Genomic DNA, 25,728 nt, shown 5'->3' on the forward strand with positions numbered 1-25,728 from the left:
GTGCCGCGGACGCGGGCCCTGGCCGCTTTCTTCTGATGCGCCTTCCTTCGACGTTCCCGATGAGAAACGAGTTCTCTGATGCAGCACGCCATGCTGGGGAGCCTGCGGGTTTCCCGGATCGGCCTGGGTGCCATGTCCATGGCCGGCACCCTCCTTTCCGGCGGCGGCCTGGACGACGCTGAATCCATCCGCGCGATCCATCGCGCGCTCGACCTCGGCGTCACCCATCATCCGTGAGTTCGCCAAGGCGCCGACCGTTGTCGCATCGGTGATACCGAGCGGCAAAGCTCTCGCCCGGCAGATGACAGCACCGGTTCCGTCCATGGGACAACCGGTCGTCGTGGAACTCGGCTCCGGCACCGGTGCGTTCAGCCGGACGATTCAAGACCGACTCGACGGGCGTGGGCGGCATATCGCCCTCGACGTCAACGAGCGTTTCACCGCCCTGCTGACCGAACGCTTCCCCGGCCTCGACGCGGTCACGGCGGATGCCCGTGACGTCTCCGCCATCCTCGCCGAGCGCGGCCTCGGTCAGGCCGATGCCATCGTCAGCGGCCTGCCGTGGGCGTCGTTTCGGCACGAACGACAGCGTGAACTGCTCGACGCCGTCGTGGACGCCTTGTCGCCACAGGGTGCCTTCACGACCTTCGCCTATGTCCACGCCCGCCGGTTCATCCCGGCTCGCCGGCTCCGCCGGTCATTGGCGGATCGGTTCGAGGAAGTCGTCCTCGGGCGGACCGTGTGGGCGAATCTGCCGCCGGCCCTGGTGTATCACTGCCGTCGTCCCCGGCCACGACAGCGAGACCACCAGGCGGCCGGCGTACCAGGCCACGTCATGCCGGCAGATCGATCCGGTGCCGGAGATGCCAGCCCCGCGATCAGCACTGCTGGTGACGGTGTGTAGTACCTCCGGGAAGCCGGTCAGGCGTCCACACCAGCCGGTGTCGAGGATCTTCCATTTGACCAGGTGCGCGAGGTTGCGTTCCACGGCCGCTCGGAGCCGGTTGTCGGATCTTGGTCGATTGCTGTTTCCCGCCCTTGTTGTCGTCGCCGCTTACCCACCAACGAACCGATTTTCCGAACCGGGCGGAGTAAACGCCCTGCTTAGGCGCCCGCTGGCATCACTTGACCTCAAGTTAAGTCTAGGTTGCATGATTCATATCAGGGCGTCGGCCCTCATCTCACATCGCCGCATGAGGGAGAACGCATTGTGAGCGCGGAGACCGGTTTCTACTCGATCATCGACTACACCGTTGACGGCGCCGGTACCCAGCGTGAGCTCGTGGACGCCTTCGCTGAGATCCAGGAGCGATGGGTGCGTTTCTACCCCGGTTACCGGTCGGCCCGCTTCCACGTGAGCACCGACGGCACCCGGGTTTACAACGTCGTGCACTGGGCGAGCGAGGCGGACTACCGCAACTTCGTGGAGACGTCTGACACCGAGGGCCGGATGGTCGCCATCCAAAAGGCTCTGGAGGGACTTTCCGGCGAGGCCGAGGCCCGCATGAGCGGAGTGCCCACCTACACCGTCGTCCGCGAGGTCGGTCCGGGGCCGCAGACAACCGGTTCCTGATCCGACTGACCCGGTCCTCCCTCTGTCCGGGCGCGAACGCCTCGCTATCGATGGACCGGCTCCGTGTCCCCGGCCACGTCCAGCGGCCGGTCCGTCATATGCCGAAAAGGAAGTCATGAAGGTTGAAATCTACGCTGACGTGCTGTGCCCGTGGTGCTTCATCGGGAAGAGACGTATTGCAACCGCTCTGGCACAGGTCGCCGACCGCGATCGGCTGGAGATCGTCTGGCGCAGTTACGAACTCGCCCCGGAGGAAGGCCGACTCCCCGGCCCGACGGCCGCCGAGGCGATGAAGGGGTGGTGGGGCGACCAGGCGCCCGCCAGGATCGCCCGCATCCAGGCGATTGGTGCCGCGGAAGGCCTGGAACTCAACCTGCACGCCGCCCGGCCGGTGAACACCTTCGACGCCCATCGGCTGTGCCACCTGGCCGTCGAGCACGGTCTGGCCGACGAGGTGATGGAGCGTCTGCTTCGCGCCTACCACACCGAGGGACTCAACATCGCCGACCCGCAGACACTGGAGCGCCTGGGGGTCGAGGCCGGGTTGGACACCACCGAGGTGCGCACCACCCTGGCCGGTGACGCCTACGCCCAGGACGTCAGGGCCGATGAACACCGCGCCGCCGAGCAGGGCGTCATCGGTGTCCCTTCGATAGTGATCGACGGAAGCCCCCCCGTCTCGGGTGTCCAGTCGCCTGCCGAGCTCCGGCGGCTACTGGAGGACGCCTTAGCCGCGTCACATGCCGTACCAAGGCACGCGTAGCCCAGATCAACCGGGAAGTGCCCCTAATGGGGTGAATCGAACCCCGGCCTCCTTCATTACGAGTTAGAAGCACGACCGTCCAGGACCGTCCACGATCGTCTTCCGGGCCTGCTCGGGCGGGCTTCACGAGGTCCCTCAGTCCACGATCGTCCATGGACGTTCATGAACGTCCAGCGCTGTTGTTAGTCCTCGATATCCCTGGCGGGATGCCCGTTCCGGGGTGAAAATCGGGGTGGTTGCTCGCCGACGTCGTAGGTGCTTGGTCTGGTTAAGGCCGTTTGTTAGTCGGACGCCGGGAGCCGCGCCGTGGGCCCTTCACCGTGCTTTGAGCACGCGGATTAGATTCGCTTCGTCCTTGCGGCTCTTGCGGGCAGCTCGTGCAGGGTGCTCGCAAGCGGTGACGACGGCAGGAGAGGCGGCATGCTGGAGGAAGCCAGGGACCACGAGGAGATCATCGAGCGGGTCGCGGCGCTGGACATCGGGAAGGCCTTCCTGGTCTGCTGCGCGCGGGTGCCGGACGAGGACCGGCCGGGGCGGCGCCTGCAGGAGGTGCAGACGTATGCGACGATGACCGGCGCGCTGCTGCAGATGGCCGATCACCTGCACGCCCTGGGCGTGACCCGGGTCGTGATGGAGGCCACCAGCGATTATTGGAAGCCGATCTTCTACCTGCTGGAGGCGGCCGGGTTCGAGACCTGGCTGGTCAATGCCCGTGACGTCAAGTCAAGCACCTGCCCGGTCGTCCCAAGACCGACCGGCTGGATGCGGTCTGGCTGGCCAAGGTCGCCGAACGGCAGATGCTACGCGCCAGCCTCGTCCCCCCGCCGCAGATCCGCCGGCTTCGGGACCTGACCCGGTATCGGATCGACCTGATCGGTGCACGGACCGCCGAAAAACAGCGGGCGGAAAAGCTGCTGGAGGACGCGCAGATCAAGCTGTCGGTGGTGGCCTCGGACATCTTCGGGGCCTCCGGGCGGGCGATGATGGCCGCCCTGATCGCCGGAGAACGCAATCCGGCGGTGCTGGCGCAGCTGGCCCGCACCAGCCTGCGCAAGAAGATTCCCCTGCTGCAGGAGGCGTTCACCGGCCACTTCACCGATCACCACGCCTTTTTACTGGGCAAGATGCTGGGCCGAGTCGATGCGATCAGCACCGACATCGCCGAGGTCGACGCCAAGATCACCGAACTCCTCGCCCCCTTCGCCTCGGCGGCGGCGCGATTGGATGAGATTCCCGGTATCGGCCCCACCGCGGCCGCGGTGATCCTCGCCGAGATCGGCACCGATATGAGCCGCTTTCCCACCCCAGGGCATCTGGCCTCCTGGGCGCGGTTCGCCCCTGGGGTCAAGGAGTCGGCCGGACGCAAGAAGGGCCACGCCGGGACCGGCCACGGCAACCCCTACCTGGCCCGCATCCTGGGCGAGGCAGCGGTGATCGCGGGCAGGACCAGCACCTTCCCCGGCGAACGCTACCGGCGCATCGCCCGCCGACGCGGCAAGAAACGCGCGATCGTCGTGGTCGGCCGCTCCCTGCTCACCATCATCTGGCACCTGCTGTCCGACCCCGACGCCCACTTCATCGACCTGGGCGCCGACTACTACACCAACCGCATCGGCCCGGAACGCAAAAAGCGCAACCACATCCACCAGCTCGAAGCCCTCGGCTACCGGGTCATCCTCCAACCCGCCGCCTGACCGCCCGGGCCGACCACCAACCCCACGCGCCACCGTACGCCGGGGTTCGCTGCCGCCTGCCCGGTTACTGTCCGATTTTCGGATTAGCATCCGCGTTAGCAAGATCGACGTTTGCGTCTCCCCCGCTTCCGAATTGGTCACCGAACCGCGTGCAGGATATCCATCGCCTGCAGCGCATCCGTGACGACATAGTGGTTCTTCGATCTTGAGGGGGATGTTCACCCTCAAGATCGAAGAGCCCCATAGCTACCCACCTCATGAGGAGCGTCTGAGCCTGAGGCACCCGCTCCGGGAGAGCACAGTCGGCAAAAAACCACATGGTTTACGTATTGCAAACAAAGGAATATTTCCTCTTATTTCCGCTTATGAACTAAGCGATCTACCTTATTGTGCGAGCAAGTTGACGAAAGCAAGATGCATTACATTGCATTCATACGTTAAATTGCGGATACATCCGACTCTGAGACCATTTCCCGAGATCGCGTCGGCGGAGAGGGTCACGACCGGGAAAAACCATTTCGGATTCGCTCGAAGGGCGCGCGCTATGGCGGTATATGTCTATCGGTGCCCGTGCTGCTCTGAAATTGAGATCACCTTTCCGATCGGCACCGCACCCGCTTCGGTGCCGTGCCCAGACTGCGGCGCGGCCTCGGTTCGGGCGTTCTCAGCGCCGATGCTCGCGCGTACTCCGGCCGCCATGTCCACCCGGTTGCAGCGCGCGGAGCGCAGCGCCTTCGAGCCCGAAGTCGTCACGTCCCTGCCGCGGCGCCGTACCGGAGGCGCGGCGGTCGCCCATCCCGCTACCAGTCGCCTGCCGCGGCCGTGACCGTCTCGCAGCGCCGAAAGGAATCCAGCCGTGCCAGAGTTGATTTTCCCGCTCGACTCGAAGAGGAAGTTCACCGACCAGGTCAAGATCGGTCACAACCGTTGGCACCCCGCGATCCCGCCTGTGGCATGGGTCAAACCCGGCGACAGCTTCCGGGTCCACTGCCGGGAGTGGTTCGACGGTGCGATCCACAACGACGACTCCGCCGAGGACATCCGTGACGCCCCGTTGACGACGGTGCACGCGCTCAGCGGCCCGTTCGCGGTCGAGGGGGCCGAGCCGGGCGACCTGCTGGTCGTGGACATCCTCGACCTGGGGCCCATCCTCCAGGAGGACAGCGGCCCGCTGGCCGGTCAGGGCTGGGGTTACACCGGGATCTTCCCCACCAAGAACGGCGGGGGGTTCCTCACCGAGCAGTTCCCCGACGCCTACAAGGCGATCTGGGACTTCTCCGGCCAGACTGCCACATCACGTCATATCCCAGCGGTGTCGTTCACCGGCATCACCCACCCCGGGCTCATGGGCACCGCGCCGTCGGCGGCGCTGCTGTCGAAATGGAACGCGCGGGAATCGGCGCTGATAGCCACGGCCCCGCAGAGAGTGCCGCCGCTGGCCCTGCCTCCCGAGCCCCGGGACGCCGTCCTCGGCTCTGTCTCCCCATCCGAGTTCGACCGGATCGCGGCCGAGGCGGCCCGCACCGCGCCGCCGCGAGAGAACGGCGGCAACCAGGACATCAAGAACCTCACCCGGGGCTCCCGCGTGTTCTACCCGGTGTACGTACCCGGCGCGAACCTGTCGGTCGGCGACCTGCACTTCTCGCAGGGCGACGGCGAGATCACCTTTTGCGGTGCCATCGAGATGGGCGGCTTCATCGACCTGCGGGTCGAGGTCATCAAGGATGGTATGCAAACGTACCGCGTCGGCGAGAACGCCATCTTCATGCCGGGCCGCACCGGCCCTCAGTACAGCGAGTGGCTCGCCTTCTCCGGGGTGTCCGTCACCCTGGACGGCGAGCAGCGCTATCTTGACTCGCAGCTGGCCTACCAGCGTGCCTGCCTGCACGCGATCGACTACCTGACGGCGTTCGGCTACAGCCCCGAGCAGGCATATCTGCTGCTCGGCGCCGCGCCGATCGAGGGCCGGCTGTCGGGGGTGGTGGACATCCCCAACTCCTGCGCCACCGTCTACCTGCCAACCGCGATCTTCGACTTCGATGTCCGTCCCAGCGCGTCCGGTCCGCTCCGCGTGCCACAGGGCACCAGCGCACCGCACGCCGGCTTCGACTGAGAACCGCTGCCCGCCCTGTTGGCCCTCAGGACGTAGGAGCAGGCATTCATACAGCTCAACGGCTCAGGTAACCGCGGACGCGTGGGAGCCGCGGGAACACCGGGAGTGCGGCCATCTCCGCAACGGTTTCTTCCGATCCCCACGCCCTGGAGAGCGCGTCGTGGGAGCTGCTGTTCTGGGCAAAACTCCTGTTACCGGTCGTCCTGGCCGGCCTCGTCCTGCGCATGTCGCGCTGGGCCACGCTCACGGCCGTCTCAGCGGTTGGCGCCGTACTCGCGCTCGGGCTGTTCAGGGCGATTTTCCTGCCCGGCACCCACCCGTGCTGCCCTGGTCCCTGATCGTCTGCTACCCGGTGGCCACGGTGTCACTGGCCCTGGCGGCCCGGTCACCGCTGTCACGGACGGAGCATGGAGGCGATCTCTGGACACTCGCCGTCGCCGCCGCGGCGTGGACGGCGATGACCTGGCGCCTGCCGGCTGTGACCGATGACGTTCTGGCCCCCGGCCTCCGCAGGGAACCATGCTCTGGGTGGCGGCCACCGTAGCGGCCTCGTGGACGGTCGGTCGACTCGCTCTCCCAGGTGGTGAGTTCACCTCCTTCGGCTGGTTCGCCTATACACCGCCTGTGGAACTGCTGTGGAAACAACCCGGGGCCTGGGCCTGCAAGGCCGATGTGGACGGCGTGCTGATCGTGCTCATCGCCTTGACCGCGGCGGCCGGCGGCGTCATCGCGAGCCGGGCGCGGCGCCGTATCGCCCTGGGGACCGGTGCGCTCCTCGTCCTCGCCACCTTCGAGGGGTTCGTGGCGGCTCTCATCGTCGTGGGCGGCGAACACTTCTCGGACGCGACCATGATGATCCGATGGCACCTACTGGCCGCGGCGGCGCTCGTCATCGCGACCACTTTCCGAGATCGAACACCATCGACCGCCCCTGAACCGCCTCACCCGCTATAGAGAGAGAACGGCGAAGACTCCTTAATTACAGGTCGGCAGGCTCGCACACTGAGTGGGCGGTAGATGCGTCGTGTAAAGCAGTGTTGCTGAACGTCATTCAGCGTGACTGGTCGACGGCAGCGGCTCGTATGCTGATCTTTCGTCGTAGGCGGAGACAATGGACACAGACACAGATGATCGGCTGCACATTCTGGTGCGCGCTCTCACAGCGCGCGCAGATCTTGATCCCCGCCTGCCCGTCGCCGTCGGGGACCTGCATGTGACGGCGACGATCGACGTCAGGTGGGCCTGGCCTCGCCCAGCCGCGACACTCGTGGTCGACAGGACTACAGCCGAACAGTGGCCCCAGGATGCGCTGGCCGGTCTGGTCGCCCACCAACTCGGGTACATCGCGCTGGGATACATCCGTTTCGACGTGTACGTCTTATATGCCGCCCGGCACATTCTGCCGGTAGTGGCCGCAGTGATAGGCGTGTGGGGAATCATCGAGTTTGCGATGCTGCCGATGATGCTCATCGTCGGGGCCGGCCTGCTGTTGGCCAAGCAGGCCGTGCTATGGATCTTGCGTCACCGGGTGTACGCGGCCGATCGGTTCGCGGTTGATCTGATTGGCGCCGCCCCGGTGCGGGCCATGCTGTGTCTGCAAAATGAGGGCAGGGGAGCACGAAATGCCATCCGCCAGCATTGGGCACCGCGGACTCATCCCACGATTGAGCAGCGTCTGCGCGCCCGGGCGGTCCGCTCATAATGGCAATCCCCTGAAACCGTGGAAACTTTCTATTCGGCCGGCATGTCCGGCGCCCAAGCCGACGACGCGGGCCTGGCCTCAAGGGTGTTCAACACCACCCAGCAGACCGGCATGGCCGTCGGCGTCGCAGTGCTGTCCACTCTGGCCGCCTCAAAGCACGTCACATACGCAACAACCCCCGCCTCGCCCTGCTCGTGAACGGGCCGGACATCTGGTCGTTCGCCGTCGCCGAGGGCGATGCGGAGGTGTCAGAGGTGACGACTGAGCCCGGAGACGCGATCGGCCAGGAACTGCTGGCCCTCACCCCGGGCTTCGAGGACCCGGCACAGGAGGCGGCGTTCCTCAGGCAGGCGGTGCGGGAACGACGCCTGGTGATCAGGCTGCGGGTGTCACGTCTGTACGGCACCGCCCTGGACATCCCCACCGAGAACTGACTGGCCACTCAGCGCCGTGTGAGCTTCCCCCCGTCGCCTCTTTCACCCACAAGACCACCGAGCGCTTGAGCACATCACGCTCCATCTGCGCGTTCCTTGACCCACTCGGCCCGCTGGCGACGCAGCTGCGCCAGTTCCTCGCGCTCGGACCCACTCAGATCCCCGGTCGCGCTTTGCTCGCGAGCCAGCCGGTCCATCTGTATCCAGTTGGCCAGCGTGCCCGCGTTGATCCCCAGGTCCTTGGCGACCGCGGCGATCGATTTTCCGGTCTCGCGCACGATACGCACCGCACCCGCCCGAAACTCCGGATCGAAACTACGTCTGGTCTCTCCCATGACCCGACCCCCCTTAGGTCAGACCTCCACGGTACGAGGGGAGAGCCATAGCCCATCTCAAACACGCTTTTAGGATTTGCCCAAAACGGAATAAAGGTCTTAACTTTAGGGCGGTGGGGGTATGGGCTTCCGCGCCGCGTAATAGTCCGGCACCATGGTCGATGAGTCCGATTTCTCGGACCGTCGAAGATACGGACACGGAGGCTACCGTGGATGCCGACTCCGCCAGTTCCCTTGCCCAACAGGGGAGTCTCGTTGACGAACTGCGCGAGCATAGTCCCGACCACCCGGTCTTGGCGCGCGTTCATCGCCGACTAATCGACACCGAGGATCAGCAGATCACCAGCTATGACCGGATGCACCACCGGCACAACCGATCTTAGAAGATAGGTCGATGACGCCACTGTGGATGGTCCATTGATACAGAACACGTTGGTAGCGCAGACCAATCCGATTCAGTTCACGACTTTCCTGCTCAAGGTCGCGTCCCGGTGCAACATCAAGTGCGACTACTGTTACATGTACGAGCACCGCGATCAGAGTTGGCGGGAGCAACCGCACCTGATGAGCGCGGCCACGCGCCAACGGGTGGCCGATCGGCTCGCCGAGTACGCCGCTGCGACCGTCATGCAACGCATGCTGGTGATCTTTCATGGGGGCGAACCGCTGCTCGCGGGCGCCTCCACTCTCGCGGCGTTCGCCGACGACATCCGGTCACGGCTGCCAACCGCGACGAAGGTCGACTTCTCGTTGCAGACCAATGGTGTCCTGCTTGACGACGAAGCCTTAGATGCCCTTGCAAGGGCGGGCATCGGGGTGTCCCTGTCGTTGGATGGTCCGCGGCCGGCCAACGACCGCCATCGTCTCACCGCTGCTGGCGGTAGCACGTTTCCCGCGGCCTCCGACGCGCTCCGCCGTCTGGAGCGACGGCCCGACATTTTCACGGGCGTTATCGCCGTCATCGATCCCGCGGTGGCGCCCGAGGATGTGTTCGAGTTCTTCGCCTCGCGGGCCTTGCCGACACTTGATCTGCTGCTGCCGGACGCGAACCACCTGACGCCACCGCAGGGCCGTGACACCGAAACCAACCTCTACCGCGACTGGATCATCCGCGCGTTCGATCTGTGGTATGACCGGTACCCGCACCTGCCCCTCCGAACGTTTGACGGGCTCCTTGCGAAGCTGGCGGGCTTACCGGGAGGGACGGATGCCTTCGGCTTCGGTGACGTGAGTCTGCTGGCTATCGAGACCGATGGCGGCTATCACGACCTCGACGTCCTCAAGATCACAGAGGAGGGGCAGACCTCACTCGGCGCGGGCGTCACCGCCATGTCGATCGGCGAGGTGGCCGGTTCACCGAAACTGGCCGTTCACCGGCGACTGCTCACCGTGGATGGCCTGTGCGACACATGCCGGGCCTGTCCGGTCGTTGACATGTGCGGCGGCGGCTCGGTGCCGCACCGCTACTCCAGCAACGGCTTCGCAAACCCGACGGTGTACTGCCGGGAAATGCTCGCATTGATCGAACACGCTGAACACCGCATGCGCTCGACCATGGTCGAGGAACGCCATCGGCGGTTTGCCCGTGGCGCCGCTGACCACGTCGACCTGGACGCGTTCGAACAGGCGTCCACAGCTCGTGCAGTCGTGGACATGCTGGTCCAGGACTGGCGCCGAGCAGCCTTGACCGATCTGCGGGCGGTAGCCGCGCACATTCTTGCAAGCGGCGACGTCAGCCAGGCAGTGCTGCGTGCCGTTCAGGCCCTGGACGCGGCGTCGGATGACCTGCTGGGCCAGATCGTGATCCGCCCCAGTGTCGTGCTGTGGACCCGGCTTGGCGCCGACGAGCGGTTCGGCGCGTCGCTGCGTCGCCAAGACGGCACACCAGTGCGTTTCGACCCGACCTACGCCATCACAGTGGCGCAGATGCTGTATGAGCCGATGGATGCACCCGTACGGGTGCACCGCGACGACCCGTGGCTACGGCTGCCGTTTAGCGCACCGATCGAGTTCGCCGACGAGGCCGACGCGTCTCTCGGCCGGGAGCTCGTCGCCCAGGCTCTAACGCTGATCAGCCAGTTCGACACGGCGTTGGCTGCCGAGATCCGGCTGCTCAGCCCAGAAATCCAGTTTGTACGCGATACGTCCGCCCACCCAGACAAGGTCGTCTCGTTCAGCGACGATGTTGTGCCCGGGGCGCTCTACCTCGGCCTGGGCAGTCGCGCAGGCGCCGTCGACGTCTACGACTTGGCCGACAGCCTTATCCACGAACACCGCCACCAGAAGCTGTACCTGCTCGGCCGGCAGGCCGAACTGGTCGCCGTGGACCGACCGCTAGTCGCCTCGCCCTGGCGCGAGGAACCGCGCCCGCCCAGCGGCCTACTGCACGCGGCATGGGTGTTCGTGGAACTGCTGCGGTTCTGGCGCTACATCGACCAAAACGTCGGGCAGGAGGTCCGCGCACGCGCGACCGCTCAGATCGCCACGACCGAGCAGAGGCTGGCCCAGGCTTGGCAAACGCTCGCGACGGTTCAGCTCACCCCGGCCGGGCAGCACCTCGCCGCGCTGCTGCGGGAGCGGACCCGAGCGTGAACCCGCTGGCATGGTCCATCCCGGCTGGCCTACTCCCGGAGGAACCCGCGCTTCGCGACCACGTATTGACCCAGTACTTCGCCGAACGGGTCCCCAGCTCTGTTCTCGACAGCAATAGCGACGGCGGTTGGCGCGTCAGCCTCGGCGTCCCGCCTACCGCCGACTTCTACATTGATCCACGGCTTGCCCAGGGGCTGACGTGGTGGGGTTGTTCGGTCACGGACATCCCGTTCGCGCACCGGATGATGCAGGGCGTCTTCGTCAGTCTCTCCGATGCTTGGACGCTGCTGTCGGCCAGTCGATGGCTGGCTGGCCAAGCGTCCTTACCCAGTCACCTCACGATCATCCACCTCGACGACCACGACGACTTGATGTGCCCTCGGCTCGCCGCGTACAACAACCGGCTCGCTGACCTTCTCACCGGCCATCCGGTGGACCTACGCGACCCGTCCTCGGTCGAAGCCGCGATCAACAGCGGCGCCATAGGGATGGGCAGCTTCCTCGTCCCCCTACTACACACCCTGCCATTCATTGACATACGTCACCTATGCGACACGGACTATGCGCGGGAGCGGACCGACCGGTATTGGCTCGTTCGCGCCCACGAGCCAGACACCATCCTTGATCCCCGGGCGCGTCGGCCGTCAGTTCGCCTTGACCCGATCGTCGACCCGCTGGCCATTCCCGACCAGGCTGCTGGCACATACCAGGTACGACATGACGAAACAGCGCTGCTGGCCGATCTGGGCGAAGGGCCGATCCTGCTCCATGTCGATCTCGACTTCTTCAACAACCGGTTCGACGGGGATTCCGACTGGCTGGGCAATGTCCATCGCCATGATCCCAACAGAGATCAGGTAATGCGGCGAGTTGATCGGGTCGTGGACGCGCTGGCACCGCTTCGCCATAGAATCGTGGACGTGGCCATCGGAATCTCACCTGGGTTCTTCCCCGCTGAACTGTGGCAGCTGGTCTGCGGCACTCTCGTTGATCGACTTGCTAGCTCCGATCGACTTGAGCCGTAGACGCTCATGGCACCCGGTAAGCCAACCTCCGGCCGACAACCGCGCCGCGCGACAACTACCCGCAGGCGCAGCACCCCACCACCGCCGACCAGTGTGCGCAGCGGTAGCCGACCGCCAGCCGATCCGGACGAGGTACGGCTGGAGAAAGGCACTGGAAGCGCGGGTCGGGGAAACGGACCCGGCGGCGGGTTCTGGCACATCTATCTCGGCACCACCCGCGCTGGCGCCGTCTACATCAACGTCATCGACGAACTGCCTTTGGGAACCCACGCCAGCATCCAAATCAAGGTAAACCAGAACTGCCAGGGGCGAGGAATAGGACGCATAGCCTACCGGCTGGCCAGCGTAGCCAGCGAACACAACACCGTCTACGCCCACATGCGCAAGTCCAACCTCGCCTCCCGCAAGGCCGCCGAGTACGCCGGATACGTCGTCGATGAAGACGTATCCACCCCGCAGCTCATCATGGTCTGGAAACGGCCGGGCAAACACCGCTGATGGAGTGGATCGATCTACCCTGGCCCGACCTGTCGCCCAGCGTCCGCGTCGACATTCTCGGTATCTACGCGTACCGAAAGCCCGCCTTACGCATCGCCGTGGGTGATACCGCAATCGCCGCTTGCACCGCCGCCGCTTTCGCCGAGGTCGGCTGGGCGTCCGCCCACGACGGGGAGTATCTTGTTGCGGCGCCGACCGGCCAGATGGCCCGACACATCCTCGACGTTGATCGCAGGCCGCAACCGCACGCCCTCGAACTGGGCCTGCTCCTCGGCTACCCGGAATGCTGCGCCCGTACAACGGCAGCCATTGGCGAGGAACGCATCGACGACCATGCGACGCGTCTCGGGGACCACTGTGACCGTGAACAGGCACACCATCTCGACCCGCGCGGCTACCAAGCGGGTGTCGCCCTGGTCTCATACGTAGCCTGCTCGCCACACTGCTCCCGTGCAATGCGCCACGCAAACGCTGCCTGCGCCTACATCGCCCAGACCACAGCCAGCACCGCCGTCGACCAGGAACCCTGGATTACCTGGCGTCGAACGCTCAACTCGGTGCTTGTCAACGGTCATGGGGCCGGCGGCTAGCTATCAGTTGTCGATGTCCGTTGAATCCTCGGATAGTCCGTAGATCATCTCTTTTGTGTCAAGAAACTTTCGGCGCCTGCAGCCAGCCGGTCGCCGGATCGGGACCGGCCCGAAGAGGCCGCACGCCCGATCCGGACGGTCCGGATGGCCCGGCCGCGTAGCGGACGGCTTGACGACTTAGCCTCATCGGAGGTCTCATCCGGAGTAGGCGAACCCCGATGATCTTGAATGCATAGCAGCTGTCACGATGCCCTCACCTGGCACTTCACAGGTTGCTGCTAAGCGGGCCGCCATGGTCGCGGGTCAAACCGACGAACACCAGGGCTACTTCGATCTCGCCGATACGCCGTGGACCCAGGCCCCAGATCTGATCGAGTCGACGTGTGCACAACAGCGTGATCACGTCTGCGACCGTATCGGGCCGGTCGAACGAAGCTCCGCAGGCTTGGGCGAGTGGGTTGTAAGCCCTGGCGGACAGCACGGGTTTGAGGCACTCGATCGGGCATGCCGGTGTAATCGCGTGAGTGGTGCTGGTCATCGCCGCGGTTGAGGTCTGGTCATGGGGCGGCGTGACTGGAAGCGCTCGACGCGGGCCGCGAGTTCCTCGGCGGTGTCGGCGGTGAGCATGGTCGTACGGCCCTGGAGGGCGAACCACCGATACGCGAACGGGTTGTAGAGGAACGCCCAGGCGGGAAACCGCTCACGGAGAGCGCGTAGCCCTGGGGGCGCGGTGCTCATGGAGCAGGCGGGGGTAGCTCGACCCAGACCGTTCGGCCGGCGGCGTCACCTTTGAATCCCCATGCGGTGGCGAGAGCCGTCACGAGGTAGAGCCCTCGGCCGCCTTCGCGGTTGGGAGTGGGAAGGCCGAATACGACAGGGCCGCCCTGGTCTGCGATCTCTATGTAGGCAGTGCCGTCGGGGTTGCGCTTGACGGTGGTGGTGAAGACTCCGCCCGGTTGTCCCGTGCGCGTGTGCTCGACGGCGTTGGTTGCGAGTTCGCTGACGATGAGCTCGGCGTCCAGATGCTCGGAAAGGTGGGCCTTCACGAAACTGCGGGCCGCGCGTACCTGCTCCTTTTTTCCAGGGTGAGGTTCCCCCCGTACGACAGCCACCGATGGTGTGGGATCACGAGGTTGCGTCTGAGGGCTTGTAGAGCTCTTCGAACGCGATTGGACTGTTCATGTCGATGCTGGAATGACGCCTATACGGGTTATACCAGCACTCGATCCATTCAAACATCGCGCTGGCCAACTCGGCTCTTGTTGACCATTTATTAACGTCGAGCAGTTCGAGCTGCATCGTTCCCCAGAACGATTCCATCATGGCATTGTCGTAGCAATCTCCGACGGTTCCCATCGAGCCGAGGAGTTCAGCATCGCGGAGCCGTTTCCCATACGAGAACGATGTGTACTGTGTTCCGTGGTCAGAATGCAGGACCGTCTTCTTGCTGGGCGGGTTACGGCGGGCGACGGCCATGACCATCGCGTCGACGACCAGAGCGCTAGTCTGGCTTATGTCGATAGAATGGCCGATGATGCGACGAGAATAGGCGTCCATGACAGCGGCGCAATACAGTTTCCCTTCGTCAGTGGGGTGCTCGGTGATGTCGCTGACCCACAGCCGGTCCGGCGCTTCCACGGTGAAGGCCCGGCGGACCAGATCCTCCTCGGTGGCGGCGTTGACGAGGTTGCGGCGGCCCTTGCGCCGGTAGATGCCCTGGATGCCGGCCTCGCGCATGAGCCGTTCGACGTGCTTGCGGTTGATCTCCAGGTCCAGGCCGAGCGTCAGCTCCGCGTGGACCCGCGGTGAGCCGTAGCTGTAACGTGACGTCTTATGGATGTCACGGATCAGCTTCAATAGTTCGGTGTTTCTTTGGTCGCGTGGAGACTGCGGCCGGCCAACCCAGTCTTTGTAACCCGATCTGGAAATGTTCAACACCCGGCAGGCCACCGCGACAGGAAAGTCATCATCGGCGAGTTCACGGACCAGCGCGTACCCTATTTTGGGAGCACGTTCTCCCGGGCGAAATACGCAGCAGCCCGCTTGAGGATCTCATTCTCCAGCTCAAGCTGCCGGGTTCGACGCCGCAGATCGGAGAGTTCCTTCTTCTCCGCGCTGGTCAGCTTCGCGCCGCCGTTGTCATCGGTGTCGGCCTGGCGCATCCAACTCCGCAGACAGGAATCGCTGATACCCAGGTCTTTAGCAAGGACAGAGACCGGTTTATCACCCTTACGGGCAAGCTCGACGGCACGCTGACGGAACTCGATCGGGTGAGGTGCAGGCACGAAGCACTTCCTTCCCAGCCGACACAGGGTCAACTCAGGTGAGGTGGCCGTGCTACGGGGGGAAGCTCAGGGAAGGTTCGGTGCCATCTTCTGGTGCCCTCACAGCTGCCTGAGGGTGGGATCATCGTCGGCTCACCTCACGATCAAGCAGGTCAGGACCACTCACACCTATGACTGATACTTAAAGTACGTGTGTAGCACTTCTCATGCAAGCTACTTGAAGTACTTGTGCCGTACAATAAGTACTGATCTTCTAGAGGCTGCGACGAAGGAGGACACCCATGTTCGGTCTGATGGTCCGCTTCACCTGTAAGGACGAGGCAAGCGCCACAGCGTTCGATCAGCTGGTCGGTGAGAGCATCGAGAAGATCTGCGAAGGTGAGCCGGGAACGCTGGTGTACGCATCACACCGAGTCGACGGTCAGCCGCTCCAGCGGATCTTCTACGAGCTCTACCAGGATCGGCCGGCCTTCGACACCCACGAGAAGCAGGAGCACACCCGGCGGTTCCTGACTGCTCGGGAAGAACTGCTGGCCTCGGTCGAGGTCGACTGGCTGACCCTCCAGACCGGTAAGGGAACGGCGGGGTGAGCACCGAGTACCAAAGAGCCCTGGGGCGGCGCATCGCCCAGGAACGCAAGCGGCGCGGCCTGTCACAGCCGGAGCTGGCGCGGCTGGTCGATCGGTCGGTGGCCTGGATCTCCCAGGTGGAGCGCGGGGTTCGCAAGGTCGATCGCATGTCGGTCCTGGAGAAGGTCGCCGAGGCTCTCGACATACCGCTGTCGGAGCTGGCCGCGGAGGCACCGGTGGTCGCCGCCTCCGCTGAGGAGATACCGGGAACGGCCGGTCTGCGCCTAGTGCTGTCGGGGGCTCATTCCCTGCGGGCCATGCTGCACTCGGCACCCGTTCTGGCCACGTCGGAGATCAAGCCGCAGGTCGACCGGGCCTGGGCGCTGACGCACGAGAGCCGGTATGTGGAACTGGCCGACCTGCTGCGGGGCCTGGTGCCCGCACTGGAGACCGCCGCCCGATCGGCCCCCGAGGAGCGGCGGGCGGAGCTGTTCGAACTGCTCGCGGTGACCTACCAGGCGTGCTCGGCGGCGCTCGCCAAGCTCGGTGAGCCCGAGGCCGCGTGGATCGCCGCCGACCGGGCGATCGTCGCCGCAGAGCGGGCGGGTAACCCGTTGATGATGGCGGCCGGTGCTTTCCGGCTCGGCTTCGTCTTCCTGGGCGCACGCCACTTCGACCAGGTGGAGGAGACAGCTCGGACGGCCGCCGAGGCGTTGTGGTTCCTGGTCGACGAGGGCAATCCCGAGGCCATGTCGCTGTGGGGTGGTCTTACCTTGCAGCGAGCCGTGGCTTCTTCCCGGCTGAACGAGGCAGATGCCGCGTACCAGCACCTGGCGCGGGCTCGCGAGGTCGCGAGGCAGCTGGAAGAAGGACGCAACGACTACAACACCGAGTTCGGGCCGGCCAATGTCGCGCTTCACGAGGTGGCCGTGGCGGTCGAGTTGGGAGACGCCGGTCACGCACTCCGGGTCGGGACAGCGGTGGACACCTCGACGCTCTCGAACGAACGGTGTGCCCGGCTCCAGGTGGACCTTGCCCGCGCGCATGCCCAACGCCGCCAGATCGACCAAGCCGTATCCGCGCTGCTGGCGGCCGAAGCCATCACCCCGGAGCAGATACAGAACCACCGCACCACTCACCAACTGGTGTCCGACCTGCTGGCCATGCAGGATCCACCCTCACCCGAGCTACGAGGACTTGCCGATCGGGTGGGGGCGTAACCAGCCCGTCTACGCCGACTGTTGGTATTGCTCGGCTGATCGCTAAGGTGGCGCCGTGATCACCAAGCCGCCCGGATGGCCGTTGCTCACGGCGTTCTCGTTCACGGCTTTCGTGTGCCTATGGTGGGCCAGCGCGCCGTACCCGTACGTCGAACTATCCCTTTGGGTGTTCTTCGCGGGGGGCGCGCTCTTCCTACTGTGGATCATCCGGGCCATCCCGGCGCTTTTGACCGACATCAACGCGATGGAGGCGAACATGCTCCGTTGGTTGATGCCATGGATCATTGCCAGCTGCACCGCTTTGGCGATCACCGCCGACATCCCCTTCCAGGTACGGTTCGCGTTGTCAAAGTCCGCCCTGGCCGACCATGCCCAGGCCGTGGCCCGGAGCGGTACCTCCTCCCACGAGTGCCGACTGGTGGGTCTCTATCCGATCTGCTGGTCAGTGGCCACACCCGATGGCGGAGCCCAGTTCAGCATCGACGACTGGCAGATAAGCACGTCGGCAGGTTTCGCATGGAACCCGACGGGCCAGATGTCCGAGGACGGCCTGGAGCGGCTCGATCCGATCTCCGGCCCCTGGTACGCGTGGTCGGGCTGGGACTAGTGGTGATCGCCCAGCCTCGTCTACGGGACCAGGCGTGCGTGGTTCTCCCCTCTATCTGTGCGGAAGCGCTTCGGGCACACCGCAAGCAGCAGTTCACCGAACGCTCCGACCGCTGGGACGACTGGGACGACTGGGAGGAACACGGCCTTGTCTTCACATCCCGGCGCGGAATGCCGATGGAGCCGGACAACCTCCGGCGAGGCTGGGGAGCGATCCGCAAGGCCGCGGGCCTCGGCGACATGCGCTTTCACGGTCTCCGCCACACCTGCGTGACCCTGCTGCTCAACCTCGGCGTACCGCCCCAGGTCGTCCGCGACATCGTCGGCCATAGCGACATCAAAGTGACCATGACCATCTACGCCCACGTCTCCCACAACGACAAGCGCAACGCCCTCGGCAAACTCGGTGACGCTCTCGGCTAAGCCAACAGCTCATATCTTCGTAGGCCATCGTCCCGACTTGGCGGACGATGGCCTGACGTATTTCTGTGGCTGTACACCCAGGGCATCTGCTTCTCTGACCTGGTGACTCAAGTGCTTGATTTGGTTGTGCGGTTCGCTGACAGCGGTCGGCTCGGCCCGTTGCGCTGCGGGATGACACTGCAGAATGTCGAAGAACTGATCGGGCCTTTCCACGACCGAATGCACGATTCAAAACCTCGTCGTTGGCGACCTCGGCTGCACTTCTGGCACGACATGGAAGTCCTGATCTGCCACGGACTCGTGGTGGAGGTGGGCCTCCCCCTTTGGCGCGAGTCGGTCATGCTACCTGATGCCCTCTGCGGAGGGGACATACCCGCGCCTTCCCGCCTCACCGTCTCAGAGGTGCTCAACGCCCTTGACGCGACAGGATGCGCCTGGAAAGAGGCCCCGGAACTGGTATTCGGCGACGAAGCGCGCGGAGTACGTACCATCGCTCATGATGTGCACCTGGTTTTCGGTCCGGAGTGTTGCGATACAAGTGCTCTACGACTCCACAAGATTTACAGGTCGGATCCCAGCGTGGATCAGGAGGACCACTCACCTCGGCAGGGAAGGACTGCTTCCTGAGTATGCGAGTTCGTTACTCTCACCGGAGATCAAAAAAAGCCCCGAACGATGTTCGCTCGGGGCGTTTGTGCTGCTCAGCTGCTGTGGTCAGGGGCGGGGTCGAACCGCCGACCTTCCGCTTTTCAGGCGGACGCTCGTACCGACTGAGCTACCTGACCTTGGTGGTGGATCGAACACCTACCTAAGCGGTCCTGACGGGACTTGAACCCGCGACCTCCACCTTGACAGGGTGGCGAGCACTCCAAACTGCTCTACAGGACCTTGCTTGGCTGGGGCTTTTGTCCCCCGCCTTTCTGGCTTTGCCAGCCTACCAGTTCTTCGGAGGTCTTCGACCTTCCGTTTCCCTGGCGAGCCTGGGCTCTGCCGGTGCCCCCAACGGGATTCGAACCCGTGTCGCCGCCTTGAAAGGGCGGTGTCCTAGGCCACTAGACGATGGGGGCTCAGGACTTGCGTCCCGTTCCGTCGCCGTGCTCCGCTGGAGACCTCTGAAGCATAGGGGACTTTTGCCCCGTTGCCAAAGCGGCTTTCCGGCCTACGGCGTCGGTGTGACGGCGATGGACCCCGTTGGAGACGGGGCGATCGTCGGCACAGGAGAAATTGTACGGCCAGGCTCGGTCTCAACGTGACGCTGGATCTGGACCGACTGCTCACCGAGCCCTCCCAGGGTGATGTCGTCCCAGGCCCGCAGGCGGTGCGTGTCGGCGTCGAAGTACAGGACCGAGGCCGCGACGGGGGTGGGCTCGTCGTGTTCGAGGGCTCGCAGACCGGCGCCGCCGGTGGATCCCTGGACCAGGAGGCGGCTGCCCGAGGGCAGCAGTTCGGTGGACCGCTCGTGCGAGTGGCCGGTAAGGATCATCGGGGCCGCACCGGAGAATCCCTTGGCGATCGTCGGGTCGTGGACGGCGATCAGGTCGACCTGCTTGGGGAGCCGGGCCAGTTCGGCGGCGTGGGAGCGGCCCAGCGCGTCCAGGGACTCGAGGTTGGAGTCGACGGAGACGGACTTGTCGGGGGTGAACCGGGGGTCGCCCAGGCCGTAGACGCGCAGCCCGGCCACGGTCTTTGCCGAGTCGTCGAGGACGACCGCGCCCTTCTGCTTCGCCACGGCCCGCTGGGTGGTCATGGAGTCGTGGTTGCCCCTGACGAAGACGTACGGGACGCCGAAGGTGCCGATCTCCTCGACGAACTTGTCCTCGGGACCGGTGCCGTGGTCGGTCAGGTCGCCGGTGTCGATGATCGCATCGATCTTGAACTGGGTGGTGATCGAGCGGATGAGGTTCCAGGCGATGGGGCTGAGGTGGATGTCGGAGACGTGCAGTATCCGGATCGAGGTGGGGTCGGCGTCGTAGACCGGCAGCGCGGAGACGACGTCGTAGAGCTGGGAGACGTTGTTGACGAGCTTGGCGAGCTGGACCCGGTAGGACTCGAACCTGGTCACGATCGACTCGGCGTCGCCGACCAGCGTCGGGGCGCCTGCCAGCAGGCCGGTGTACTTGGGTTCCACCACGGAGTCCGGCCGGAAGGTCAGGGCGATGGCGGCGCCCGTGCCGGCGATCGCGACGGCGACGCCCAGCATGCCCGCGAGGGCGGGTCCGGGGCGGCGGAAGACGATCAGGGACGTGACCAGGGCACCCGCCAGGCCACAGAAGGCGGCGCGCACGATCAGCGTCCTGACGCCGTTGCCCAGCTCCTCCTCCAGGAGTGCGGGGAGCCGGTCCGCCGAAAGCCTCGGGTCGTCCAGGAATCCGCGCGCCCGCTCGGGGTTGATGTTCTCCAGGGTCACCCGGAGGCCGACCGGGGCGTTGTGGGTGTCAAACAGAAGTGTGCCGAAAGGGTGAGCGTCCACGACGGTCTCCCCGGTCCACGAGGGCTCCGCCGACATGCCGAGCTCCACCGGACCGACATTGGACCGTACCGCCCCGCCGAGCATGATTCCGAGCCACGCACCCGCCAGTGCGACGGCGACGACGGCCATGCCGCGTGCGATCCGACCGGTGGCCAGACCGCCTGCGAGTCGACGGCTCCCCTGGGTCCAATCAGCGAATTTCATTTGCCTCCACCTCTACCCGGAAGCACCGGGGCAGAATGACGGGTGTGATCGAGATCTCGCGGGAGAAGTTTGAGGAGCTTGTTGCCGAGGCCCTGGACACCATCCCCCCCGAGCTGACGAAAGTGATGGACAACGTGGTGCTCGTCGTCGTCGACGACCCGCCCGAACCAGATCTTCTAGGTCTTTACACCGGCATTCCCCTCACCGAACGGGGCGACTGGTACGCAGGAGTGCTACCCGACCGGATCGAGATCTACCGCAGGCCGATCTGCTCGATCTGCGAGACCGAGGACCAGGTCATCGAAGAGGTGCAGATAACCGTCGTCCACGAAATCGCCCACCATTTCGGCATCGACGACGACCGGTTGCACGAGCTGGGCTGGTAACTAGCCCCGTACAACACATCAAAACCACCGTTCCCGAAATACCACGGCTTATCATTACAGTTTGCATGTGCTTGATTGCTTTCGGTTGCGCGTCGGCCTTATAGCGGGCACCGTAGGTTACACAGTGAACACCCACAGTCAGTGTGCCTGCGAGCTCAGCGGAGTCCTATGGCGGCGACCAAGTCCGGCCGACTACCCGGGCGGCACCGCCGTCCGGCGGAACGCCAAGCGACCTACGGCGAGGTCATCGCCATCGGAGAGTTCCGCGCGCTCTGGATCGGCCAGGGGCTCTCCCTGCTCGGCGACCAGCTCTCCCGGGTGGCGTTGTCCGTCCTGGTCTTCGAGCGGACGGACTCGCCCCTGGCCACGGCGTCGGTCTATGCCCTGACCTACCTGCCACCGATCATCGGCGGGCCGCTTCTCGCCGGACTCGCCGACCGCCACTCCCGCCGGCGCATCATGCTCGTCTGTGACGTGCTCAGGGCCCTCCTGGTCGCGCTCATGGCGATCCCCGGCACCTCGTTCGCCATGCTGTGCGTGCTGGTCTTCTGCGTGGTGCTGCTCAGCGCGCCGTTCTCCGCGGCACGGGCGGCGCTCCTGCCGGAGCTGCTCACGGGCGACCGCTACGTCGCGGGCTCCGCTCTGCAGAACATGACCAACCAGGGCGCGCAGATGCTCGGCTTCGCCCTCGGCGGTGTCCTGATCATGGGAATGGGGCCGTACCGCGCGCTGGCCCTGGACGCGGCGACCTTCCTGGCCTCCGCGCTCATCATCGTCTCGGGCGTACGGCGGCGTCCCGCCCCCGTCTCCGCCGATGAGAACCGGCCCTCGATGTGGACGATGACCCGCGCCGGTGCCAGGCTGGTCTTCGGCGACCCCCGGCTACGGACGCTGGTGCTCTTTGCCTGGCTCTGCGGCTTCTACGTGCTCCCCGAGGGGATCGCGGCTCCGTACGCCGGTGAGCTGACCAGGAATCCCCAGCAGCTCTCCCTGGTCACCGGTCTACTGATGGGCGCCATGCCCACCGGTACCGTCGTCGGCGCGTTTCTGTTCAGCCGCTACGTCAGCCCGTCGAACCGGCTGCGGGCGATGGGCTGGATGGCGATGCTGACCTGCGCGCCGCTGATCCTGTGCGCGGCGCGGCCGCCGCTGCCCGTGGTGCTGCTGCTCTGGTTCGCCTCGGGGCTGGGCGGGGCCTACCAGCTCGCGGCCAACGCCGCGTTCGTGCAGTGCGTCCCCGCCGAACGGCGGGGACAGGCATTCGGTCTGGTCCAGTCGGGGCTGCTGGCCTCCCAGGGGGTCGGCATCCTCCTCGGCGGGGCCGCGGCCGACCACCTCGGCCCCGAGATCGTGGTGGCACTGGCCGGCGCGACCGGACTCGCCGTGGCGGCCGCGCTGGCCATGCTCTGGAGGGGATCCCGCAGGGAGATCATCGAGAGGGTTCGCGCGGAGGCGAACTCCTGACTCACCCCTGGGGGCGGGGGTCGTCACCGCGCGGCGGCACCGTGCCGTACGGGGTCTGAGGGGCCTGAGGAGCCTGAGGAGCCTGAGGAGCCTGGTAGGGAGGGTACTGCGGGACCTGCTGGTGCGGCGCGTGGTGCCGGCTGGTGGCCTTGGCCCAGCCCTGCTCGGCCTTGTTCTTGGCATCCACCCAGATCGGGTTGTCCTTGTTCTTGTCGATCAGGTCCTGGAGGACCGACCTGTCCTTGTTCTCCTCGGGCAGGAGCGCCCAGCCGATCGCGTAGATCGCCACCCCAAGGCCACCGAAGAAGGTGACGATGGCGAGGGCCGCGCGGATGATGTTGGGGTCCACCCCGATGTAGCGTCCGAGGCCGGAGGCCACACCGGCGACGATGCGCCCGTCCCTGGTCCTGCGGAGCTGTTTGACGCCGGAAAAGTCGTTTTCGTTCATGTGTTAAGACTGCCCGGTGGCGGGTCCTCATCACATCGGGATTCCCCCTGGCCCAACCCTGACCCGCCCCCTCCTCGCACCGGCAATACCCTGACAGGGCCGAATAGAGAGGAAAACCCATGGACGATCTCCTGCGTATCGACGACACGCTCGTAGAGGAGCAGCGCCTCATCCGCGACACCGTACGGGCCTTCGTCGCGGACCGGGTGCTCCCCCACATCGGCGACTGGTTCGAGGAGGCCGCCTTCCCCGCCCGCGAGCTCGCCCCGGCGCTCGGCTCGCTCGGCGTGCTGGGCATGCACCTTCAGGGGTACGGCTGCGCGGGCCTCGACGCCGTCTCGTACGGCGTGGCCTGCCGTGAGCTGGAGGCGGGAGACTCCGGGCTGCGGTCGTTCGTCTCCGTGCAGGGCTCGCTCGCGATGTTCCCGATCTGGAAGTACGGCTCCGCCGAGCAGAAGGACGAGTGGCTCCCCCGGATGGCCGCGGGCGAGGCGATCGGCTGCTTCGGCCTGACCGAGCCCGACCACGGCTCCGACCCCGCCGGCATGCGCACCCACGCCAAGCGGGACCCCTCGGGCGACTGGATACTCAACGGCGCCAAGATGTGGATCACCAACGGCTCCGTCGCCGATGTCGCCGTGGTCTGGGCGCAGACCGAGGACGGCATCCGCGGCTTCGTGGTGCCCACCGACACCCCTGGCTTCACCGCCCCGGAGATCCACAAGAAGATGTCGCTGCGGGCCTCGGTGACCTCGTCGCTCTACTTCGACGACGTCCGCCTCCCCGCCTCCGCCGTACTGCCCGGGGTGCGCGGCCTGAAGGGCCCGCTGTCCTGCCTGTCCGAGGCGCGCTTCGGCATCCTGTGGGGCGTGGTGGGCGCCGCCCGCGCCTGCCTGGAGTCGGCGGTCGACTACTCCACCTCCCGCGTCCAGTTCGGCAGGCCCATCGGCGGCTTCCAGCTGACCCAGGAGAAGCTCGCCTGGATGTACGTCGGTCTGGGGCAGTCACAGCTCACCGCGCTCCACCTGGGCCGCCTCAAGGACGCGGGGACCCTCACCCCCCGCCAGGTCAGCTTCGGCAAGCTCGCCAACGTCCGCGCCGCCCTGGACATCGCCCGCCAGGCACGCTCCATCCTGGGCGGCAACGGCATCACGCTGGAGTATCCGGTGATCCGGCACATGAACAACCTGGAGAGCGTGCTGACGTACGAGGGCACCCAGGAGATCCACACGCTCGTGCTCGGCGAGGCGCTGACCGGTATCCCCGCCTACCGCTGACGCCTCCGCGTACCTTTGAAGGTCCCGCAGGGCCCTGGCGTACGCTCTGCCCGTGTCCGGCGTGCTCGGGCTACCTTCGGCGGGGGTGGCGCTGGGGCATCCCGCAGGGACGCCACTCGGGGGCCTGGGCCGCTTGCTCGAGCTTCTCCGCCCAGGAGACTCCCGTACGCAGGTAGAACCGGAGCAGTTCGGCGGTGGCGCGGGCGTCGGCCAGCGCGGCGTGGGCGCCGAGGAGCGGGATCCCCGCGCGCTCGCAGCACGCGGCGAGCGTCCACCTGCCGTCGGGGATGAAGCCCGGCGCCAGCCGCTGGGTGCACAGGGTCTCGGTCACCCACTCGCTGCCGGGAAGGCGCTGTAGGAAGCGCAGGTCGAAGGGGGCGTTGTGGGCCACCAGGACCCGGCCGGCGATCCGCTGCCAGACCTCGTCCAGCAACTCTTCGATCATCGGCGCGCCCGCGACCATCGCACCGGTGATGCCGTGAACGTGCACGGCCCCTGTGCCGCGCCTCGGGTTGACCAGTGAGTGCCACTCGTCGACGGTCTCGCCCTGGGCGTTCAGCGAGATGAGCGCTATCTCACAGATCCGGTCACCCCTGGACGGCGAGAAACCCGTGGTCTCCACGTCGACCACGACATACCCTTGCCTCGTGGAGACATGTGCGTTGCGGGCGGGCTCAAGCCCCGAGCTCGTCATGCCCGCCACTCTAGGAGCCGGTCCCGCGTTCCACCTGCCGTTCCGCAAACAGGTGACCGCGAATGGGCCTGGCGACGGACGTTAGTGGACACTATCCTCGGTACGCTGTCACCTGCGGGGCGTTAGCTCAATGGTTAGAGCTGCGGACTTTTAATCCGTAGGTTCTGGGTTCGAGTCCCAGGCGCCCTACCCCAATGAGCTGGGCAGACTTCCCATTTCCAACTCGGGAAGTCTGCCCAGGGTTGCAATGGTCGCCGTCAGGTTGCGGTCAGCCGTCCCACAGCGCCCGTCCCATCCGACCCGCCGCCTCGATCGCGAGCGTCTCCGTGATGTGGGTGGCTTGGTCGTGGTGAGCTGGGAATG

General features: G+C 65.8%; 33 protein-coding genes, 4 tRNA genes and 1 pseudogene. 25 read left to right on the forward strand and 13 right to left on the reverse strand.

The genetic code is table 11. The annotated features are described in order from the left end of the window. Positions 1–78: 78 nt before the first annotated feature. Together OG884_RS14050 and OG884_RS14055 are read left to right on the forward strand one after the other, a co-directional pair. A complete protein-coding gene (locus tag OG884_RS14050; RefSeq protein ID WP_326645732.1) occupies positions 79–237 on the forward strand; it encodes a hypothetical protein in 159 nt (52 codons plus the stop codon). A gap of 85 nt (positions 238–322) precedes the next feature. Beyond that, positions 323–574, forward strand: a pseudogene (locus tag OG884_RS14055) (SAM-dependent methyltransferase); the annotation flags it as partial. A 123-nt stretch (positions 575–697) separates the two neighbouring features. Here OG884_RS14055 and OG884_RS14060 read toward each other — a convergent pair. Beyond that, the gene (locus OG884_RS14060; RefSeq protein ID WP_326647135.1) at positions 698–988 is read right to left on the reverse strand and encodes a hypothetical protein; all 291 of its coding nucleotides are present in this window, start codon (positions 986–988) and stop codon (positions 698–700) included. Between the two features lie 222 nt (positions 989–1,210). Between OG884_RS14060 and OG884_RS14065 the strand changes: the two genes are divergently transcribed. From OG884_RS14065 to OG884_RS14110, 10 genes are all read left to right on the forward strand, one after another. Then, complete coding sequence (locus OG884_RS14065; RefSeq protein WP_326645734.1) at positions 1,211–1,573, forward strand: antibiotic biosynthesis monooxygenase family protein; 363 nt, start codon at positions 1,211–1,213, stop codon at positions 1,571–1,573. A 115-nt stretch (positions 1,574–1,688) separates the two neighbouring features. Further along, complete coding sequence (locus OG884_RS14070) at positions 1,689–2,336, forward strand: DsbA family oxidoreductase (protein WP_326645737.1); 648 nt, start codon at positions 1,689–1,691, stop codon at positions 2,334–2,336. Between the two features lie 420 nt (positions 2,337–2,756). After that, complete coding sequence (locus OG884_RS14075) at positions 2,757–3,188, forward strand: IS110 family transposase (protein WP_326645739.1); 432 nt, start codon at positions 2,757–2,759, stop codon at positions 3,186–3,188. Further along, positions 3,110–4,030: an IS110 family transposase gene (locus tag OG884_RS14080; RefSeq protein ID WP_326646924.1), complete on the forward strand. Its 921-nt coding sequence runs from the start codon at positions 3,110–3,112 to the stop codon at positions 4,028–4,030. Before OG884_RS14075 ends, OG884_RS14080 begins: the two co-directional genes overlap by 79 nt. Before the next feature lie 673 nt (positions 4,031–4,703). After that, on the forward strand, positions 4,704–4,856 hold the full coding sequence (locus tag OG884_RS14085; protein ID WP_326645741.1) for a hypothetical protein: 153 nt from the start codon (positions 4,704–4,706) through the stop codon (positions 4,854–4,856). Positions 4,857–4,886: 30 nt separating this feature from the next. Continuing rightward, positions 4,887–6,143 (forward strand): formamidase, encoded by a 1,257-nt coding sequence (fmdA, locus tag OG884_RS14090; RefSeq protein WP_326645743.1) that lies wholly within the window; start codon positions 4,887–4,889, stop codon positions 6,141–6,143. Positions 6,144–6,671: 528 nt separating this feature from the next. Further along, the gene (locus tag OG884_RS14095) at positions 6,672–7,097 is read left to right on the forward strand and encodes a hypothetical protein (RefSeq protein ID WP_326645745.1); all 426 of its coding nucleotides are present in this window, start codon (positions 6,672–6,674) and stop codon (positions 7,095–7,097) included. A gap of 157 nt (positions 7,098–7,254) precedes the next feature. Then, positions 7,255–7,845 (forward strand): M48 family metalloprotease, encoded by a 591-nt coding sequence (locus OG884_RS14100; RefSeq protein WP_326645747.1) that lies wholly within the window; start codon positions 7,255–7,257, stop codon positions 7,843–7,845. Positions 7,846–7,863: 18 nt separating this feature from the next. Further along, a complete protein-coding gene (locus tag OG884_RS14105; RefSeq protein WP_326645749.1) occupies positions 7,864–8,043 on the forward strand; it encodes a hypothetical protein in 180 nt (59 codons plus the stop codon). A 56-nt stretch (positions 8,044–8,099) separates the two neighbouring features. Next, the gene (locus OG884_RS14110) at positions 8,100–8,279 is read left to right on the forward strand and encodes a hypothetical protein (protein ID WP_326645751.1); all 180 of its coding nucleotides are present in this window, start codon (positions 8,100–8,102) and stop codon (positions 8,277–8,279) included. A gap of 74 nt (positions 8,280–8,353) precedes the next feature. On the opposite strand, the gene OG884_RS14115 is transcribed toward OG884_RS14110, so the two are convergent. Then, positions 8,354–8,614: a transposase gene (locus OG884_RS14115; RefSeq protein WP_326645753.1), complete on the reverse strand. Its 261-nt coding sequence runs from the start codon at positions 8,612–8,614 to the stop codon at positions 8,354–8,356. 161 nt (positions 8,615–8,775) lie between these two features. On the opposite strand from OG884_RS14115, the gene yhhA reads away from it, so the two are divergent. The 5 genes from yhhA to OG884_RS14135 all read left to right on the forward strand — a co-directional run bounded on the left by yhhA (position 8,776) and on the right by OG884_RS14135 (position 13,319). Next, a complete protein-coding gene (gene yhhA, locus OG884_RS37495; protein ID WP_442811681.1) occupies positions 8,776–8,997 on the forward strand; it encodes a YhhA family cyclophane-containing RiPP in 222 nt (73 codons plus the stop codon). Between the two features lie 34 nt (positions 8,998–9,031). After that, a complete protein-coding gene (gene yhhB, locus OG884_RS14120; RefSeq protein ID WP_326645755.1) occupies positions 9,032–11,206 on the forward strand; it encodes a cyclophane-forming radical SAM/SPASM peptide maturase YhhB in 2,175 nt (724 codons plus the stop codon). After that, positions 11,203–12,231 (forward strand): hypothetical protein, encoded by a 1,029-nt coding sequence (locus OG884_RS14125; protein WP_326645756.1) that lies wholly within the window; start codon positions 11,203–11,205, stop codon positions 12,229–12,231. The genes yhhB and OG884_RS14125 overlap by 4 nt, the downstream gene beginning before the upstream one ends. A gap of 93 nt (positions 12,232–12,324) precedes the next feature. Next, complete coding sequence (locus tag OG884_RS14130; protein ID WP_326645757.1) at positions 12,325–12,729, forward strand: GNAT family N-acetyltransferase; 405 nt, start codon at positions 12,325–12,327, stop codon at positions 12,727–12,729. After that, positions 12,729–13,319: a hypothetical protein gene (locus OG884_RS14135; RefSeq protein ID WP_326645758.1), complete on the forward strand. Its 591-nt coding sequence runs from the start codon at positions 12,729–12,731 to the stop codon at positions 13,317–13,319. Before OG884_RS14130 ends, OG884_RS14135 begins: the two co-directional genes overlap by 1 nt. Before the next feature lie 265 nt (positions 13,320–13,584). Here the strand turns inward: OG884_RS14135 and OG884_RS14140 are convergent, their stop codons facing one another. The 5 genes from OG884_RS14140 to OG884_RS14160 are packed head-to-tail and all read right to left on the reverse strand — an operon-like array spanning position 13,585 to position 15,604. Continuing rightward, positions 13,585–13,857: a hypothetical protein gene (locus OG884_RS14140; protein WP_326645760.1), complete on the reverse strand. Its 273-nt coding sequence runs from the start codon at positions 13,855–13,857 to the stop codon at positions 13,585–13,587. Beyond that, the gene (locus OG884_RS14145; protein ID WP_326645761.1) at positions 13,854–14,057 is read right to left on the reverse strand and encodes a hypothetical protein; all 204 of its coding nucleotides are present in this window, start codon (positions 14,055–14,057) and stop codon (positions 13,854–13,856) included. Before OG884_RS14145 ends, OG884_RS14140 begins: the two co-directional genes overlap by 4 nt. Continuing rightward, the gene (locus OG884_RS14150; protein WP_326645763.1) at positions 14,054–14,431 is read right to left on the reverse strand and encodes an ATP-binding protein; all 378 of its coding nucleotides are present in this window, start codon (positions 14,429–14,431) and stop codon (positions 14,054–14,056) included. Before OG884_RS14150 ends, OG884_RS14145 begins: the two co-directional genes overlap by 4 nt. A gap of 13 nt (positions 14,432–14,444) precedes the next feature. Next, complete coding sequence (locus tag OG884_RS14155; protein ID WP_326641797.1) at positions 14,445–15,269, reverse strand: IS3 family transposase; 825 nt, start codon at positions 15,267–15,269, stop codon at positions 14,445–14,447. Between the two features lie 47 nt (positions 15,270–15,316). Next, entirely contained in the window at positions 15,317–15,604 is a 288-nt protein-coding gene (locus OG884_RS14160) for a transposase (protein ID WP_326637890.1), read from the reverse strand. Between the two features lie 281 nt (positions 15,605–15,885). Here OG884_RS14160 and OG884_RS14165 point away from each other — a divergent pair, with 281 nt between their 5' ends. Genes OG884_RS14165 through OG884_RS14180 form a run of 4 tightly spaced genes read left to right on the forward strand, consistent with a single transcriptional unit; the run spans position 15,886 to position 18,422 of the window. Beyond that, entirely contained in the window at positions 15,886–16,194 is a 309-nt protein-coding gene (locus OG884_RS14165; protein WP_326645765.1) for a putative quinol monooxygenase, read from the forward strand. Then, the gene (locus OG884_RS14170; protein WP_326645767.1) at positions 16,191–17,393 is read left to right on the forward strand and encodes a helix-turn-helix domain-containing protein; all 1,203 of its coding nucleotides are present in this window, start codon (positions 16,191–16,193) and stop codon (positions 17,391–17,393) included. The genes OG884_RS14165 and OG884_RS14170 overlap by 4 nt, the downstream gene beginning before the upstream one ends. A gap of 55 nt (positions 17,394–17,448) precedes the next feature. Continuing rightward, positions 17,449–18,000 carry a hypothetical protein gene (locus OG884_RS14175; RefSeq protein ID WP_326645769.1) on the forward strand — a complete coding sequence of 184 codons (552 nt, stop codon included), beginning with the start codon at positions 17,449–17,451 and terminating at the stop codon, positions 17,998–18,000. Positions 18,001–18,038: 38 nt separating this feature from the next. Further along, entirely contained in the window at positions 18,039–18,422 is a 384-nt protein-coding gene (locus tag OG884_RS14180) for a tyrosine-type recombinase/integrase (protein ID WP_326645771.1), read from the forward strand. Between the two features lie 711 nt (positions 18,423–19,133). On the opposite strand, the gene OG884_RS14185 is transcribed toward OG884_RS14180, so the two are convergent. The 4 genes from OG884_RS14185 to OG884_RS14200 all read right to left on the reverse strand — a co-directional run bounded on the left by OG884_RS14185 (position 19,134) and on the right by OG884_RS14200 (position 21,096). After that, positions 19,134–19,207, reverse strand: a tRNA-Phe gene (locus OG884_RS14185). Positions 19,208–19,235: 28 nt separating this feature from the next. Next, a tRNA-Asp gene (locus OG884_RS14190) sits at positions 19,236–19,310 on the reverse strand. Between the two features lie 106 nt (positions 19,311–19,416). Further along, positions 19,417–19,489 (reverse strand) — tRNA-Glu (locus tag OG884_RS14195). A 92-nt stretch (positions 19,490–19,581) separates the two neighbouring features. Beyond that, positions 19,582–21,096 (reverse strand): metallophosphoesterase family protein, encoded by a 1,515-nt coding sequence (locus tag OG884_RS14200; protein WP_326645773.1) that lies wholly within the window; start codon positions 21,094–21,096, stop codon positions 19,582–19,584. A gap of 35 nt (positions 21,097–21,131) precedes the next feature. On the opposite strand from OG884_RS14200, the gene OG884_RS14205 reads away from it, so the two are divergent. Continuing rightward, entirely contained in the window at positions 21,132–21,482 is a 351-nt protein-coding gene (locus OG884_RS14205; protein ID WP_326645775.1) for a metallopeptidase family protein, read from the forward strand. Positions 21,483–21,650: 168 nt separating this feature from the next. Then, positions 21,651–22,946 carry an MFS transporter gene (locus tag OG884_RS14210; protein ID WP_326645776.1) on the forward strand — a complete coding sequence of 432 codons (1,296 nt, stop codon included), beginning with the start codon at positions 21,651–21,653 and terminating at the stop codon, positions 22,944–22,946. Between the two features lies 1 nt (position 22,947). Here the strand turns inward: OG884_RS14210 and OG884_RS14215 are convergent, their stop codons facing one another. Further along, positions 22,948–23,394 carry a PspC domain-containing protein gene (locus OG884_RS14215; RefSeq protein WP_326645778.1) on the reverse strand — a complete coding sequence of 149 codons (447 nt, stop codon included), beginning with the start codon at positions 23,392–23,394 and terminating at the stop codon, positions 22,948–22,950. A 119-nt stretch (positions 23,395–23,513) separates the two neighbouring features. Here OG884_RS14215 and OG884_RS14220 point away from each other — a divergent pair, with 119 nt between their 5' ends. Further along, positions 23,514–24,671, forward strand: coding sequence for an acyl-CoA dehydrogenase family protein (locus tag OG884_RS14220; protein WP_326645780.1), 1,158 nt, complete (start codon positions 23,514–23,516; stop codon positions 24,669–24,671). Between the two features lie 70 nt (positions 24,672–24,741). Here OG884_RS14220 and OG884_RS14225 read toward each other — a convergent pair whose 3' ends face one another. Beyond that, positions 24,742–25,365, reverse strand: coding sequence for a 3'-5' exonuclease (locus OG884_RS14225; RefSeq protein ID WP_326645782.1), 624 nt, complete (start codon positions 25,363–25,365; stop codon positions 24,742–24,744). Positions 25,366–25,481: 116 nt separating this feature from the next. Between OG884_RS14225 and OG884_RS14230 the strand changes: the two genes are divergently transcribed. Next, a tRNA-Lys gene (locus tag OG884_RS14230) sits at positions 25,482–25,554 on the forward strand. Positions 25,555–25,728: the final 174 nt, after the last annotated feature.

The organism is Streptosporangium sp. NBC_01755, from assembly GCF_035917995.1.
Taxonomy (GTDB): Bacteria; Actinomycetota; Actinomycetes; order Streptosporangiales; family Streptosporangiaceae; genus Streptosporangium.

Coding starts and splice junctions, on each gene's coding strand:
- OG884_RS14085 (WP_326645741.1), top strand. CDS start 4,704: ATGCTCGCGCGTACTCCGGCCGCCATGTCCACCCGGTTGCAGCGCGCG.
- OG884_RS14215 (WP_326645778.1), bottom strand. CDS start 23,394: ATGAACGAAAACGACTTTTCCGGCGTCAAACAGCTCCGCAGGACCAGG.
- OG884_RS14225 (WP_326645782.1), bottom strand. CDS start 25,365: ATGACGAGCTCGGGGCTTGAGCCCGCCCGCAACGCACATGTCTCCACG.
- OG884_RS14220 (WP_326645780.1), top strand. CDS start 23,514: ATGGACGATCTCCTGCGTATCGACGACACGCTCGTAGAGGAGCAGCGC.
- yhhA (WP_442811681.1), top strand. CDS start 8,776: ATGAGTCCGATTTCTCGGACCGTCGAAGATACGGACACGGAGGCTACC.
- OG884_RS14050 (WP_326645732.1), top strand. CDS start 79: ATGCAGCACGCCATGCTGGGGAGCCTGCGGGTTTCCCGGATCGGCCTG.
- OG884_RS14075 (WP_326645739.1), top strand. CDS start 2,757: ATGCTGGAGGAAGCCAGGGACCACGAGGAGATCATCGAGCGGGTCGCG.
- OG884_RS14200 (WP_326645773.1), bottom strand. CDS start 21,096: ATGAAATTCGCTGATTGGACCCAGGGGAGCCGTCGACTCGCAGGCGGT.
- OG884_RS14210 (WP_326645776.1), top strand. CDS start 21,651: ATGGCGGCGACCAAGTCCGGCCGACTACCCGGGCGGCACCGCCGTCCG.
- OG884_RS14100 (WP_326645747.1), top strand. CDS start 7,255: ATGGACACAGACACAGATGATCGGCTGCACATTCTGGTGCGCGCTCTC.
- OG884_RS14145 (WP_326645761.1), bottom strand. CDS start 14,057: ATGAGCACCGCGCCCCCAGGGCTACGCGCTCTCCGTGAGCGGTTTCCC.
- OG884_RS14115 (WP_326645753.1), bottom strand. CDS start 8,614: ATGGGAGAGACCAGACGTAGTTTCGATCCGGAGTTTCGGGCGGGTGCG.
- OG884_RS14205 (WP_326645775.1), top strand. CDS start 21,132: ATGACGGGTGTGATCGAGATCTCGCGGGAGAAGTTTGAGGAGCTTGTT.
- OG884_RS14135 (WP_326645758.1), top strand. CDS start 12,729: ATGGAGTGGATCGATCTACCCTGGCCCGACCTGTCGCCCAGCGTCCGC.
- OG884_RS14140 (WP_326645760.1), bottom strand. CDS start 13,857: ATGACCAGCACCACTCACGCGATTACACCGGCATGCCCGATCGAGTGC.
- OG884_RS14070 (WP_326645737.1), top strand. CDS start 1,689: ATGAAGGTTGAAATCTACGCTGACGTGCTGTGCCCGTGGTGCTTCATC.
- OG884_RS14165 (WP_326645765.1), top strand. CDS start 15,886: ATGTTCGGTCTGATGGTCCGCTTCACCTGTAAGGACGAGGCAAGCGCC.